At 56.2% G+C, this 14,584-nt stretch carries 14 protein-coding genes; 9 read left to right on the forward strand and 5 right to left on the reverse strand.

Annotated elements, in window-relative coordinates:
* The first annotated feature begins 1 nt into the window (after position 1).
* On the forward strand, positions 2 to 610 hold the full coding sequence (locus AC07ED_RS14215) for a TetR family transcriptional regulator C-terminal domain-containing protein (RefSeq protein WP_105236233.1): 609 nt from the start codon (positions 2 to 4) through the stop codon (positions 608 to 610).
* Here the strand turns inward: AC07ED_RS14215 and AC07ED_RS14220 are convergent.
* The 4 genes from AC07ED_RS14220 to AC07ED_RS14235 are packed head-to-tail and all read right to left on the reverse strand — an operon-like array spanning position 599 to position 4,687.
* Positions 599 to 1,234 carry an ATP-binding cassette domain-containing protein gene (locus tag AC07ED_RS14220; RefSeq protein ID WP_105236232.1) on the reverse strand — a complete coding sequence of 212 codons (636 nt, stop codon included), beginning with the start codon at positions 1,232 to 1,234 and terminating at the stop codon, positions 599 to 601. The genes AC07ED_RS14215 and AC07ED_RS14220 overlap by 12 nt on opposite strands.
* The gene (locus tag AC07ED_RS14225; RefSeq protein ID WP_105236231.1) at positions 1,227 to 2,873 is read right to left on the reverse strand and encodes an ABC transporter permease; all 1,647 of its coding nucleotides are present in this window, start codon (positions 2,871 to 2,873) and stop codon (positions 1,227 to 1,229) included. Before AC07ED_RS14225 ends, AC07ED_RS14220 begins: the two co-directional genes overlap by 8 nt.
* The gene (locus tag AC07ED_RS14230; protein ID WP_105236230.1) at positions 2,874 to 4,067 is read right to left on the reverse strand and encodes an ABC transporter substrate-binding protein; all 1,194 of its coding nucleotides are present in this window, start codon (positions 4,065 to 4,067) and stop codon (positions 2,874 to 2,876) included.
* Between the two features lie 11 nt (positions 4,068 to 4,078).
* A complete protein-coding gene (locus AC07ED_RS14235; RefSeq protein WP_105236229.1) occupies positions 4,079 to 4,687 on the reverse strand; it encodes a CDP-alcohol phosphatidyltransferase family protein in 609 nt (202 codons plus the stop codon).
* Positions 4,688 to 4,881: 194 nt separating this feature from the next.
* Between AC07ED_RS14235 and AC07ED_RS14240 the strand changes: the two genes are divergently transcribed.
* From AC07ED_RS14240 to AC07ED_RS14255, 4 genes are read left to right on the forward strand one after another with little or no spacing between them, the layout of a single operon-like run.
* Positions 4,882 to 6,144, forward strand: a complete 1,263-nt coding sequence (locus AC07ED_RS14240) for an imelysin family protein (RefSeq protein WP_105236228.1) — start codon at positions 4,882 to 4,884, stop codon at positions 6,142 to 6,144.
* Between the two features lie 51 nt (positions 6,145 to 6,195).
* Positions 6,196 to 7,710 (forward strand): di-heme oxidoreductase family protein, encoded by a 1,515-nt coding sequence (locus tag AC07ED_RS14245; RefSeq protein ID WP_105236227.1) that lies wholly within the window; start codon positions 6,196 to 6,198, stop codon positions 7,708 to 7,710.
* Positions 7,707 to 8,690 carry an imelysin family protein gene (locus tag AC07ED_RS14250; protein ID WP_105236226.1) on the forward strand — a complete coding sequence of 328 codons (984 nt, stop codon included), beginning with the start codon at positions 7,707 to 7,709 and terminating at the stop codon, positions 8,688 to 8,690. The genes AC07ED_RS14245 and AC07ED_RS14250 overlap by 4 nt, the downstream gene beginning before the upstream one ends.
* Position 8,691: 1 nt before the next feature.
* Positions 8,692 to 9,756: a DUF1513 domain-containing protein gene (locus AC07ED_RS14255; RefSeq protein ID WP_105236225.1), complete on the forward strand. Its 1,065-nt coding sequence runs from the start codon at positions 8,692 to 8,694 to the stop codon at positions 9,754 to 9,756.
* On the opposite strand, the gene AC07ED_RS14260 is transcribed toward AC07ED_RS14255, so the two are convergent.
* On the reverse strand, positions 9,753 to 10,622 hold the full coding sequence (locus AC07ED_RS14260) for a MurR/RpiR family transcriptional regulator (protein ID WP_105236224.1): 870 nt from the start codon (positions 10,620 to 10,622) through the stop codon (positions 9,753 to 9,755). The genes AC07ED_RS14255 and AC07ED_RS14260 overlap by 4 nt on opposite strands.
* Before the next feature lie 148 nt (positions 10,623 to 10,770).
* Between AC07ED_RS14260 and AC07ED_RS14265 the strand changes: the two genes are divergently transcribed.
* From AC07ED_RS14265 to AC07ED_RS14280, 4 genes are read left to right on the forward strand one after another with little or no spacing between them, the layout of a single operon-like run.
* The gene (locus tag AC07ED_RS14265) at positions 10,771 to 11,535 is read left to right on the forward strand and encodes an N-formylglutamate amidohydrolase (protein ID WP_105236223.1); all 765 of its coding nucleotides are present in this window, start codon (positions 10,771 to 10,773) and stop codon (positions 11,533 to 11,535) included.
* Positions 11,528 to 12,124 carry a TRAP transporter small permease subunit gene (locus tag AC07ED_RS14270; RefSeq protein ID WP_105236222.1) on the forward strand — a complete coding sequence of 199 codons (597 nt, stop codon included), beginning with the start codon at positions 11,528 to 11,530 and terminating at the stop codon, positions 12,122 to 12,124. The genes AC07ED_RS14265 and AC07ED_RS14270 overlap by 8 nt, the downstream gene beginning before the upstream one ends.
* Positions 12,124 to 13,446, forward strand: coding sequence for a TRAP transporter large permease (locus AC07ED_RS14275; RefSeq protein WP_105236221.1), 1,323 nt, complete (start codon positions 12,124 to 12,126; stop codon positions 13,444 to 13,446). The genes AC07ED_RS14270 and AC07ED_RS14275 overlap by 1 nt, the downstream gene beginning before the upstream one ends.
* A 51-nt stretch (positions 13,447 to 13,497) precedes the next feature.
* A complete protein-coding gene (locus tag AC07ED_RS14280; protein WP_105236220.1) occupies positions 13,498 to 14,532 on the forward strand; it encodes a TRAP transporter substrate-binding protein in 1,035 nt (344 codons plus the stop codon).
* Positions 14,533 to 14,584: the final 52 nt, after the last annotated feature.

A 14,584-nucleotide genomic window follows, 5' to 3' on the forward strand; every position in this document is an offset into this window, starting at 1 on the left:
TATGGCAAAAGTTACTACACGCACACGTATTCAAGAACGGAACCGCGGCGCGATTTTGGATGCCGCTTTGGGCATTTTTTCCCAATACGGGTTCCGTGGATCAACGCTCGACCAGATTGCGGAGGCGTCCGGGCTCTCGAAGCCGAACCTCTTGTATTATTTCCCATCCAAGGAAGCGATTCACGTCGAACTGTTGGAGAGTTTGCTTGATACGTGGCTCGACCCTCTGCGTGCTATGAAGGCGGATGCCGATCCCGTCGAAGAGATCCTCGCCTATGTGCATGGCAAATTGGAGATGGCACGCAAGTTCCCGCGTGAAAGCCGCCTGTTTGCCAATGAAATCCTGCAGGGCGCCCCACGTATCCTCAACGATCTGACCAACGGTCTGAAGCCGCTCGTCGATGAAAAGGCCGCTCTTATCCGCGAGTGGAGCGATGCCGGAAAAATCGCACCCGTCGACCCCTATCACCTGATCTTTTCGATTTGGGCGATGACGCAGCACTACGCTGACTTTGACGTGCAAGTGCGTGCTGTTTTGGGTGGCGTAGACCCGTTCCCTGGTGCTGATGCCTACCTCGACCAGCTCTTTAGAAAGATGCTAACGGTCTAACCTAAGGATTTGGCCCCCAGCCGCCTGTGCGTCGTCCATGTCATGCGTCACCAATAACACGGGCAAGGACTGCGCCTTGGCGTGGTTGAAAACCAGTTCCCTCACCTGCTGTCGCAAATCCTGATCGAGCCGTGAAAAGGGCTCGTCCAAGAGGAGCGCCTTGGGGTTAGATAAAAGTGTACGCATGAGTGAGACGCGCGCCCTTTGCCCACCCGACAACGTGGCTGGATCACGATCGAAAAACCCAGCAAGCCCGACGGAGTCGAGTGCGGCGTTGATGCGATCTGTTCTCTCCGCTCTCGGGATGGAACGATCTAGTCCGAACGACAGGTTCGCGCCGACCGACATATGCGGAAATAAGAGATCGTCCTGAAACAATATCCCGATTTGACGTAAATGGGCTGGTTTAGTGTCGATATTCTCACCATCGAGGGTGACGTTGCCCTTCGCCGTAAAGGCAGCGTCAAGCGACCCAGTGATGTAGGACAGGAGCGTCGATTTACCAGAACCTGACGGCCCCATGATCGTCAGCGCCTCACCTCGATTGATATGGGTATCAACGGACAACAAGAGCGTTTCGCCCCTGTATATAGCGACATTGCTCAACCCCAATCCGTCAGCCATGCGACATTCCTCGTCTATTGCGCCAAAGGATCATTGGAAGACCCAAAGCGATCACAAAAGGCACCAGAGCGGCCAGCAATTGCAACACTGAAAAGACCGCAATCGCGCGTCGATCACCACCAGAAGCCAAAGCCACGGCCTCGGTCGTCAGCGTTGAGATGCGGCCACCTCCGATCAGCAACGTCGGCAAATACTGCCCTACGGAAACCGCAAAGCCGACGGCAAAAGCAGACACGAGCGGCGCCAAAAGCATGGGCAAACGAATGTGCCAAAAGACCCTGCTGGGTGAAGCTCCAAGGGCATGACCCACACGCGCGAAATCGCGGTTCCATGCGCGATAGCTGCCGCCTAAGGTCAGGATCACATAGGGCAGGACAAAGACCATATGCGCTGCAATCACGATCGCCAAGCCGCCCTTTAGCCCTATGTTCAACAATAGAATTTGGACACCGGGTAAGAATGCGACTTGAGGAATGATAAGGGGAAGAAAAATGGTCCAATTTGGCAATGTTCGGGTCGATTCAAGGTAAAGGACCGCGACCACTAGTCCGATCGTCGCCGCAGAAAATCCGATGATCGCCGTTTGCCCCAATCGGTCCAGCAAACCGTCGGAATGGCGGGCCCAGTTCGACAGTGAGATGCTGTTTGGCATGAGATCAGGAAAGGCCCAAAAGCCCGCAACTGACCACATCAAAAGACCGCACATTCCGATCAAGAGAGTGACGAATACCACCGAACCGAGGCATCGAAACAGCACGCGAAGCGGCTCTAACGTGGCCAAACGAAGCCCACCTGTGATGAGCCATTTCCCCAGTCCGCCCATCAAACGCTCGATTACCCGCATGGCCAAAATCGCGACGAAGATCAATCCGAATTGAAGGATTGCCCCCGCAGCCGCTTGGCCTCGGAGCGATATATCGGGGTCGTTCATCCATTTCAGAACTTGGACCGCTAAGGTGTTGGGCGTCGTCGGACCAAGGATCAGCGCAACATCGACGACCGACATTGAGAACGCCAAGACGAGGTAGATCGGCAGCCGTATTTGTTTGTAGACGGCAGGTAATACCGCAAGAATCCACCCCGCGATTGGCCCATATCCGAGTGACGCGCTGACCTTTAGCCGCGATGGGGCATCGGCTTGCGGTAGGGCCGCGATGATCATGAGAAGAAGAAACGGAACTTCTTTGATCACCAGACCGAGGACGAGCGCCACGCCCCACGGGTCATTTACGATGAGCAGGTCGGGCGGTCTGTCCCATCCCATGATGGGTGCCAGCGCACGCGCGATCCAGCCCGATGGTGCAATCAAGAACACCATCCCAAATGCCGCCGCCGCATGTGGCACGGCAAGCAACGGTCCCAGTATCGACTGAACCCGCCGCCACCAAGGTGACGCCATCATAGACGCGGTGAAACCAAGTGCGATCAGACAAGAGAGCGCAGTCGCAAGTAGCCCCGTAGTGATGGACAGTCGAACCGCGGACGCGAGGCCGTTCCATGCGAATAGGGTGCGAATAGGCTCTAAACTGAACTGATTGGCGCCCGCCGCAGGGAAGTAGCCAAGAGCTGGCAAGATCACCCCGATCAGACCAGCGATCACTGGCCCGATCAGAATGAGAATGACCAGCGCTCGGGCCACTTATTGACTACCGAACCGAAGCTGCCAATCGTCCGCGATACGGGTCATCCATGACGGATGGGGTTCAGCCTGCACCGTGCCAAGCTCGGTTGGTGTCAGGGTCGCAACGCCTAGGTCAAGACTGTCGAAAACAGCGCGTTCGTCGTCAGACAATTTCGCCATATCCAGCACGGTACCGTAGCCGAGGACATTCGGATCTTGGGCGCGGGCTTGAGCCTCGGGGGACATGAGGAAATCAGCGACGACCATCGCGCCCGCCTTTGATCCTGAATTGTAAGGGATCGCGACGAATGAGGCGTTGCCGATCGTTCCTTTATCCAAAACGAAAGTCCGCACGGTATCGGGCAACTGGCCATTGGCAATCGCTGTCGATGCTTCGCCTGGGCTAAAGGAAATCGCCAGATCCACCTCGCCGTCGGCAATCAATTGTAGCTGCGCTGGACCAGTTTGCGGATAGGCTTGCCCTTGCCGCCAGAGGTTCGGCGTCAGCTCATCGAGCCAAAGCCAGAGCGGTTCCGTAACCTCAGCGTAGGTTTCATCCGTGGCGGGTTGCGACAGGACCGCAGTGTCGTCAGTCAGATCGACCAGCGCCTGTTTTAGGAACGTCGTACCGAGGAAATCCGGTGGCTGCGGATAGGTAAAGCGACCGGGATGTGTGACCGCCCAATCGAGCAAAGCGTTCATATCACCCAATGGCGCCATATCCGCCGTGTCATACATGAACACCACTTGCGCCATCGCCCAAGGGCTCTCATATCCTTCAACAGGCACGGTAAAGTCTGTCTGAACGGTCTTACCTTCAGTGTCTACATAGGCCCAATTCGGTAGGCTTTCGGCAAATGGACCAAAGAGGAGGCCCGCGTCTTTCATCGACGCAAAATTTGATCCGTTAATCCAGATCATGTCGATAGCGCCGTCGTCATCTTGACCAGCCTGCTTTTCCGACAGAACGCGGGTCACAGCGTCAGCCGTGTCGCTGAGTTTTACGTGCTCGAGCGTAACGCCGTAGTCCTCTGAAACGCGATCGCCAACCCACGCGATAAAGTCGTTCGTCGCAGTCGATCCGCCCCACGCATTCCAATAGACCGTTTGGCCTTGTGCCTCGTCGAGTACAGAGGCCCAGTCAGATGGGTTTGGATCAGCCAGAGCGACGGTTGGGAGAACACATGCCAAAGCAAGGCTAAGATAATTCATCGCGTTTCCTTTCATGAAACAAAGAGACGACGCGCGCCAAAGAGGCGCAAAGCACCGGTTAGAAAACATAGAGCGCCAAAAATGAGAGCAAGGATTGGGAAGCTGGCGGGAAAGATGCACAGAAGGACAAAGAACCCAATGGTCTCTGTGCCCTCGAGCAGACCGTTAGAATAATATAGCGATTTCACACCCTGCGCAGCGGTCTCTAGCCCGCGCTTTTCAGCAAGGATCGCATAGCCGAGGAAGCTCGCCCCGTTGAAATAGAAAGACGTCAGGAGGATGGCACCCGCGGTTCCATTAGTCGCTGGATCAGCGATGACAAAGGCCATCGGGATCGCGCCGTAGAACAGGAAATCGCAAGTTATGTCGAGGTAACCGCCGAAGTCGGTGCGCTTACTGGCCCTTGCAACTGCGCCATCCAGACCGTCGGCAACCCGACTGAGCAGGATGAAAACCAAGGCCCAAGTATAACCACCCATGGCGACGAAACCTGCTGCGGTGAGGCCAAGCAACAGTCCAATAATCGTCACTAAATCTGCCGAAACACCCGACCGCGCGAGAATTGTCCCAGCCGTATTCAGAGGCGGATCAATGAGTTTTCGGACTGTTGCATCCAGCATGGGATTTCTCCTTGGGGTTCAGAACTTGTGACGAATGTTACGGCTCCGCGCAATTGCCCTGACGCGTATTTGAGGAGTTGACACAATCCAAAATAAACCGACTTAAATTGTCAGAATTGACAATCCTTATATTTTTAGTCAGGTAATGGCCATTCTGACTCGCCAGTCAGTTTAGCTGCATTGAAAGGACCACCATGTATCGAACATTTTTAGCCGGTTCAGCCACTCTCGCCCTGACCGCAACGAGCGCTTTGGCGGACGAACGCTCGAACGTTTTGTCCAATTACGCCGATATTGCTCTCGCTGGATATTCCGATAGCCTCGTGACCGCGCTGGCGCTTCAGGATGCAATTAATGCGCTCGTTGCTGCGCCTTCTGTCGAAACCTTGGATGCGGCGCGAACCGCATGGATCGAGGCCCGAGTACCCTACCAGCAGACCGAAGTGTTCCGCTTCGGCAACCCGATTGTTGATGACTGGGAAGGCAAAGTGAACGCTTGGCCGCTCGACGAAGGTTTGATGGACTACGTGGACGCGTCTTATGGCGGTCCAACGGATGAGAACGAATTCGCCGCGCTGAACGTGATTGCGAACCCGACCTTTTCGATCGCGGGCATGGATGTAGACGCAACGGCGATCACCCCTGAACTGATCGGTGACGTCCTGAACGAGGCCGACGGAATCGAGACTAACGTTGCCCGTGGCTATCACGCGATTGAGTTTCTCCTTTGGGGTCAGGATTTGAACGGCACTGATGCTGGTGCGGGTGATCGTCCCTATACCGACTTTGTCCAAGATGACGGTTGCACAGGCGGCAATTGTGATCGCCGCGTTGATTATCTAACTGCCGCGACCGACCTCCTGATCACTGACCTCGAATTCATCATCGACCAGTGGGACGAAGATGGTGCGGCGCGGACTGAACTGCTTGCCGGTCCAGACGCTGGGATCGTCGCAATGATCACGGGTATGGGGTCGTTGTCCTATGGTGAGCAAGCAGGTCAGAGGATGCGGTTAGGGCTGATGCTGAATGACCCTGAAGAAGAGCACGACTGTTTCTCGGACAACACTCACAACAGTCACTATTACGACGGAAAAGGCGTGCAGAATGTTTATCTCGGTCGTTATGAACGCATTGATGGCACCGTTGTCGAAGGCCCTGGCCTGACCTCTTTGGTCGCTGCTGTTGACCCAGCGCTGGATAGCGAAGTGCGTGGCAAACTGGACGCCACCATAGGTGCCCTGACCGCAATCGTAACCGCAGCCGAAAACGGTATGGCGTATGACCAGATGCTCGATCGTCAGAACGCCGAAGGTGAGGCGCTGATCATGGCTGGTGTGAATGGCTTGATCGACCAAACTCGCAGCTTTGAGAAAATTGTCGGCGCGTTATCCCTGCACAATGTGGCGTTCGAGGGGTCAGACAGCCTCGACGATCCGAACGCCGTATTCCAATAATCCATTAACGGGGGTCGCGCGCTGCGCGGCCCTCTAGACCATAGGTTTACCATGAAATTTGCTTCCGTCGTTTTTGCCACCGCCCTTCCCTTTGCCGCGGTTGCCCAAGAGATCAGCGACCTTCACCTGAACGTAGTGCCACGCACCGCGGAGGAAGCGGCGCGTATCGCGGCGATTGTGCAGCCGACGACGGATTTCACGACCCCTGAACGGTTCGAAGAACGCCCCGCTGGTGCCGCGACGGTGCGCGTCCATTCGACCTCTGACGCGTTTTCGCAACCGTCCAGCAATATCAGTTTTGAGTGCGAATTGGACTTTAAAGTCGGGGATGGGCTATTTCGGAAAATATGGGTCTCGGCCCCATCATCGACGCTCGCTTCTGACGGTTTAGGGCCGCTTTATAACGCGCGGGGATGCCAGAATTGCCACCTCAAGGACGGGCGCGGCCATCCGCCCGAAGGCCCGAACGACAACGCGATTTCAATGTTCCTGCGCATCTCGATCCCCGCGTCAGATGACGAGGTGATCAAGGCCATATCCGATTTTATACCAACCGCACCTGATCCGACCTATGGGCTACAGCTCCAAGATTTCGGAATCGCAGGCCACGATGCGGAATACCGACTCGACATTGAATACGAGGACATCGAGGTCGAACTGGCTGGCGGCGAAGTGGTGACGCTTCGCAACCCAACCTACCGCGCTGCTGATCTCGGCTACGGCGACCTTCACCCTGACGCGAAGTTGTCGCCGCGTATTGCCCCGCAGATGATTGGACTCGGACTTCTGGAAGCGATTCCAGCGGCGGATATCCTCGCCCTTGTGGATGAAACTGATGCCGATGGTGACGGGATTTCCGGTAGGGCCAATATCGTTTGGTCCGCCGAATTTGATCAGCCAATGTTGGGTCGTTTCGGCCTAAAAGCGGGCGCTCCGACCATTCGTCAGCAGTCCGCCGATGCGTTTGCTGGTGATATTGGGATCTCGACCCCACTACATCAGAATGGTTGGGGCGAATGCACCGATACTCAAGCGGCGTGCCGCGCTGCAATCGACGGTGGCGATGAGGCGCATAGCGGGCTTGAAATTGATGACGATGGGCTTGATCTGGTGACCTTCTACTCTCGCAATTTGGCGGTCCCTGCACGGCGCGATTTGGATGATCCAGAGGTGCTTCTCGGTAAAGAAATCTTTTACGAAACGGGCTGCACCGCATGTCACACTCCAAAATTCGTCACCGCACGTCTGGAGGATCAGCCAGAGCAGTCGTTTCAGCTGATCTGGCCTTATTCGGACCTGTTGCTGCACGACATGGGCGAAGGCCTCGCCGATCACCGTCCCGAAGCTCGCGCAACGGGCACCGAATGGCGGACGCCGCCGCTCTGGGGGATTGGTTTGACCGAACAGGTCAGCGGTCATACCTATTTCCTGCATGATGGTCGTGCGCGGTCCTTGCTTGAGGCTGTTTTGTGGCATGGTGGTGAGGCACAACCGCATCGCGATGCAGTGGTTTCCATGCCGAAAGACGACCGCGACGCCCTCATCCGTTTCTTGGAGAGCCTATGATACGCCCACTCGCCTTTGCCCTGATTTGCGCAACGCCTGCGGCGGCGGATGTCGCGTCGGTCATGTCGAACAACGTGCTGCCAGATTTCGCAAAATTCGACACTGTTGCAGCCCAAATGGCCGAAATGGCTACCGCAGATTGCGGTATTGAAACGATGCGTCCGCAGTATAACGCAGTGTTTGACGCTTGGATGAGCGTTCAACATTTGCGGATCGGACCGACCGAGAATGGTGCCCTGTACATCGCGTTTTGGCCCGATGAGCGTGGTTTCACGGCCAAGACGCTTTCTGCGATGATTGCGGACACTGACCCGTTGATCAACGATGCCGAAGGCTTTGCCGAGTCTTCGATCGCAGGCCGTGGTTTGTTCGCGCTCGAAATGCTACTTTTTGACGACCGGTTCGATGGCTACGATGCCGATAGTTACACCTGTGCCTATGTCCAACGCGTCGCCGCTGACATTGCCCGCGAGGCGCACGCACAGGCGACGGACTGGCAGGATCGCTATGCGCTGATCATCCAAGGGCAGGGCGACGGGGAAACACTGCCCATTGTGTCCGATGCCGATGCGTTTGCGACGCTTTATACGCAGATCGTGAACTCACTCGAATTCACCGCCGATAGTCGCGTGGGTCGGCCATTAGCCGATTTTGCCCGTCCGCGCCCAACGCGGGCCGAGGCATGGCGATCCGACCGTTCGCTTCGCAATATCGTGCTGGCGGTCGATACGGCATATGCCCAAGCGGTCGAACTCATGGGCACACCTTTGCCTGCTACAGCGCAGGCCGTTGCCGAATTCCACGACGCAGCGAACGCCATCCCTGACCCGAGCTTTTCCGATATCGCGGACAACTCCCAAAGCTGGCTGAAGCTGCAAATCCTCGGCCAGAAGGTTGATGGGGTTAAGAACGCGATTTCGAACGAAATAGGCTCTGTCATGGGCATTTCGGCGGGCTTTAACGCCTCTGACGGGGATTGATATGACCACACGCCGCCGCTTTTTAACCACGTTTTTAGCTGCCGCAGCGACGCCTCGTCTAACATGGGCAAGCGTGGGCAGCCCGTCCTATATCGCCGCCGCGAAAGAAGGGGACGATTACGCACTGTTCGGCCTCACACCTGAGGGCGCGATCACATTTCGGGTTCCACTGCCCGCACGAGGACATGCTGGCGCAGGTCACCCAACACAGCCCATCGCCGTCGCCTTTGCCCGTCGTCCTGGAAACTATGCGATCGTGATTGATTGTGTAAGTGGATCAATTCTCAAAGACCTGCAGGCCCCCGAGTGTAACCACTTCAATGGTCATGGGCTCTATGTCGACAATGGCAGTATTCTGATCACAACAGAGCAGCGTTCTAGCGATAGCGCGGGGCGATTGGGGCTCTGGGATGCCGAGAACGGTTATTCTCGCCTCGGTGAATTGGACACCTTTGGGGTCGGCCCCCATGATGTGCGATTGATGCCAGATCTGCGAACGCTGGTCGTAGCGAACGGAGGCATTCAAACGGACCCAGGTGGGCGGACGCCGCTAAATGTTGGCGCGATGCAACCGAACCTTGTTTATCTGACCTTGGATGGCGTGGAAGAGATCGTCACGCTCGAAGCGGACCTGCATTTCAACTCCATCCGCCATCTGGCAGTGCGCGATGATGGCCTCGTGGCCTTTGCGATGCAGTGGCAGGATGACCCGTCTTATTTACCGCCGTTGTTGGGGCTTCATTGTCGCGGATCAGACCCTGTTCTGGCCCAAGCGCCCCTATCTGACGAATATCCGATGCAGGGATACGCGGGGTCGATTGCCTTTGCCCCCGACGGTTCCGAGGTTGCGATTTCATCGCCCAAGGGCGGGCGTTTGCATCGGTTTGATGAGAACGGAGCCTTCCTCGGTGCAGTGATCCAGCCCGATGTTTGTGGCTTGGTCGCGGGCACGGACGGCTATCTGTCCAGCGACGGGTTCGGCAATATCGCCGCCGTTCGCGATGGTATCGCGACGCAGGTCGCGCAGCATCGTGTGAACTGGGACAACCACATCATCGCGCTTTAGGGTTTGCGGAACAGGCGTGCGGCCTCAAAGATCTCGTCGAGCCGTTCATAGCGGTCCTTGGCGCGCGGCCAGTTTTCCTCTTGGACCGCAGCGATCAAAGTTTCGAGCAACATCATCGTTGAAACGTTCGAGTCCCAAGCCGAGGGAATTTCGACCCAACAGTTAAATGTGTAGTCCGCGATGCTGGCGATCGGGCTTGCCCATTGGTCCGTCACGACGATGACCGTGACGCCGCGCTCTTTGGCAAGTTCGGCGAGGCGGAGGAGGTTCGTCTCGTAGCGGCGAATGTCGAACATCAGAAGCGTGTCGCCTGTGACCATATCCAACACATAGTGCGGCCACGTCGCGGACGAGCTGGTCATGTGAGTGACGCGTTCGCGGATCGCTTGGAAATGGGTAAACGCGTATTCGGCCAAGGCACGCGTTATGCGCCCACCCACGATATAGAGCCGCCCGTTTGTATCAGCCAAACACCCTGCAGCCTTATCGAATTTATCGTGATCGACGTTGGATAGTGTCTGACTGAGGTTGCGCGTGATCGCCTGAGAGAAGCGGTTAAGAAGGTGTGACTCTGGGGCTTCGGTCGCCCAGTTCGCGCGGCGCTGGGTGGGACCCTGAACCTTCGCCTGCAATTCAGACAGCAAGGACTGGTGAAACTGTGGGAAGCCCTTGAACCCGAGTTTTCCCACCATACGCGCCACGGTCGGCGTCGATACATCCGCGTTCTGCGCCACGACCGTGATAGAGGCGATCCCCGCCGCCGGGTAGTTTTCCAACAGCGCATTGGCGAGCTTCTTTTCGGAAGCGGTCAGCGTCGCGTATTTCTCGCGGATCAGTTCGCGCACGGTGGTTTTCGGTTCAGACACAACGCCTCGCTTTCACAAATGCTGCTTTCCTAAGCAGACGCTGCGATTGATCAAACCGCAAGAAAAGATTCAACACCACCGTTTAGGAAAATTATTGACGCACTAGCAAAGTGTGTGGAAAGATTTTTACAAACGACAGGGAAATCGCATGAACAAAGCGGCGAAAACGCAACGAACATCGGCGGTTGAGGTGTTTAATCCGGAGGGAAAATCTCCGGTCGTGATTCTCTGCGAACATGCATCACACGCTATTCCCGAACGGTATAATGGCCTTGGTTTGGCGGAAAACGACCGCAAAAGCCACGCGGCGTGGGATCCAGGTGCCTTGCTCGTCGCCCAGATCCTGTCTGCTGCTTTGGATGCACCTTTGGTCGCATCAACAGTGTCGCGGTTGGTCTATGACTGCAATCGCCCGCCCGAAGCGCCCAGCGCAATGCCCGAAACCTCTGAACTGATCAAAGTGCCCGGCAACCGCGGCCTGACCCAAGAACAAAGGGACGAACGGACCGAGTCCGTCTATGCGCCCTTCTGCGAAGCGGTGGCCGAGGCCATCTCGAGCCGCACTAATCCGATGGCGATCGTGACAATGCACAGCTTTACCCCGATCTATTTCGGGAAGCCTCGTGCGACTGAGATCGGTATCCTGCACGACAGCGATACACGGCTCGCCGATGCGATGATCGCGCAATCCGATGCCATTGCGTTGGGGGTTGAACGCAACCAGCCGTATGGACCGGACGATGGTGTAACCCATTCTTTGCGCTTGCATGGTATTTCTAACGGCATCGCCAATGTGATGATCGAGGTCCGCAATGACCTTATCGATACACCTGATGCCCAGCGCGATGTGGCACATCAACTCTTGGCACTTTTACGTCCGGCACTCGCCAGTTTGGAGGTCATGAATGCCTAGTGTGATCGTAAGCTACATCCACGTGATTGACGCGATTAACCGCTTTATCGGTCGGATCGCGATGTATGGGATTTTCGCCCTGATCGGCGTTCTGCTCTGGTCATCGGTATCCAAGACCTTCTTTACGCCGTCGCTTTGGACGCTTGAGACAGCACAGTTCATCATGGTCGCTTATTATGTCTTGGGCGGGCCATACTCGATCCAGCTCGGGTCAAACGTGCGGATGGACCTGTTTTACGGCAATTGGTCGACCAAACAGAAAGCGTGGATGGACGGCTTTACCGTGTTCTTCCTGCTCTTTTATTTGGGCGTGCTGCTCTATGGCGCGCTGGGCTCTTTGTCTTATTCGCTGGGATATTTCGGCACCGAGCCGATCACCTATTTCAAGGATCTGATCGTCGCCTTTGTCACTGGCGGACCGACCGCAGCGGGCGAGGAACTGGGCTATCTAGAACGAAGCTCTACCGCATGGCGGCCTCACATCTGGCCGATCAAGCTGATCCTTGCAGCAGGCGTATTCCTGATGATCCTACAAGTCCTTGCCGAATTCTTCCGAGATATTGGCCGCATTCGTGGAGTTGAACTCTGATGTCCTATGAAATGATCGCCATAGTGATGTTCAGCACCATGATGGTGATGCTCTTTACGGGGCAGCGCGTCTTTGGGGCTATCGGCTTTGTTGGTGCTGCCGCGGGCATGATGCTCTGGGGTGTGGGTGGTGTAGACGTGCCGTTCTCAGCCGCGATGAAGCTGATGAAATGGTATCCGATGCTCACACTGCCGATGTTCATTTTCATGGGCTACGTGCTGTCGGAATCGAAGATCGCAGATGACCTCTACAAGATGTTCCACGTTTGGATGGGTCCCGTGCGCGGCGGTCTGGCCATCGGGACCATTGGCCTGATGGTTCTGATCTCTGCAATGAACGGTTTGTCAGTCGCGGGCATGGCGATTGGTGCAACGATTGCGCTGCCTGAACTGCTAAAGCGCAAATACGATAAGATCATGGTGACGGGCGTTATTCAGGCGGGATCGTCGCTTGGCATCCTCGTGCCGCCCTCTGTTGTTCTCGTGCTTTATGCGATGATCGCGCGTCAGCCTGTTGGGCAACTGTGGCTCGCTGGGGTAGTGCCTGGTCTGATGATGGCCGCGATGTTCATCATCTATATCTACATTCGCTGCCGCATTAATCCCGACCTCGGCCCTGCGCTGCCCGAGGATGAGCGCAATGTCTCGACCGCTGAAAAGATGCGCCTGCTGCGCGCTGGTGTTCTGCCGCTGGTGATCTTTGCATCGATGATGGTGCCGTTTGTGAACGGCTGGACCTCGCTGGTGGAAAGCTCTGCGATTGGCGCAATGGCGGCGTTTGTTGCTGCCGTTCTGAAAGGCCGCATGACGAAAGACGTCTTTGAGACCTCGGTCAAACAGACCTTGGGCATTTCGTGCATGTTCATGTGGATCATTCTAGCCGCGCTCGGCTTTGGGGCGATCTTTGACGGCTTGGGCGCGGTTAATGCGATTAAGGACCTGTTCACCGAACAAATGCACCTGAGCCCTTGGACAATCCTGATCCTGATGCAGCTGAGCTTTATCATCATGGGCACCTTCCTAGACGATACGGCAATGCTGGTGATTGTGGCGCCGCTCTATGTGCCGCTGGTGGATCAACTAGGCTTTGACCTAATTTGGTATGGCGTTCTCTACACGATCACCACGCAGATCGCATATATGACGCCGCCTTTTGGCTATAACCTCTTTCTCATGCGGGCCATGGCCCCGCCAGAGATCGGACTTCGCGATATCTACCGCTCCATCGTGCCGTTTGTGATGCTGATGGTGTTGGCACTTACTCTCGTGATGATCATTCCCGACATCGCGATGTGGCTGCCGAACTCGGTTTACGGAAATTAACCAATAAAAGAGCCTGAACAGGGCCGATCAACCCCAACAAGGAGAAGAGAAATGACGACAAGACGTAAGTTTCTAGCCACCGCTGGTGTCGGCGCATTGGCAACGCCACTCGCGGCTCCGGCTATTGCTCAATCGACCATCACTTGGCGGATGCAGACCTATGCGGGTCCGGCTCTGGCTGAGCATGTTGTGAAACCCGCAATCGACATGTTCAACAAGATCGCAGGCGACCGCATGCAGATCGAACTCTACTTCGCGGACCAACTGGTTCCGACAGGCGAATTGTTCCGCGCCATGCAGCGCGGCACCATTGATGCGGTGCAGTCGGACGATGACTCCATGGCGTCCCCGACCGAAGTGACCGTGTTCGGCGGCTACTTCCCCTTCGCATCGCGCTACTCGCTCGACGTGCCAGTGCTGTTCAACCAATACGGCCTGAACGAAATCTGGGACGAAGAATACTCCAAGGTTGGCGTCAAACACATCTCGGCTGGTTCGTGGGACCCCTGCCACTTTGCAACCAAAGACCCGATCAACAGCCTCGCTGATCTTCAGGGCAAGCGTATCTTTACCTTCCCGACGGCTGGCCGCTTTATGTCCCAGTTCGGCGTCGTTCCAGTGACTATTCCGTGGGAAGACGTGGAAGTCGCGATGCAGACAGGCGAACTGGACGGTATTGCGTGGTCGGGCATCACCGAAGACTACACCGTCGGCTGGGCTGACGTGACCAACTACTTCCTCACAAACAACATCTCTGGCGCTTGGGCAGGGTCGTTCTTTGCAAATATGGATCGTTGGAACGAGCTGCCTGAGGACCTACAGACCCTGTTCCGCGTCTGCACCGACCAGTCGCACTACTATCGTCAGTGGTGGTATTGGGGCGGTGAAGCATCGCTGCGTGTCGATGGCACCAAGATGCAGCTCACCTCGATCCCGGATGCTGAATGGGCAACCGTCGAAGCCAAAGCGATGGAATTCTGGGACGAGATCGCCGCAGAATCCCCGACCAAAGCGCGCGTTGTTGAGATCATCAAGAAATACAACGCGGACATGGCCAAAGCAGGCCGTCCTTACCGCTACAGCTAAGAGCAATCGCCCTGCCGGTATCCCATCGGCAGGGCACCTAAACGACGGAGAA

Source organism: Aestuarium zhoushanense (genome assembly GCF_056431045.1).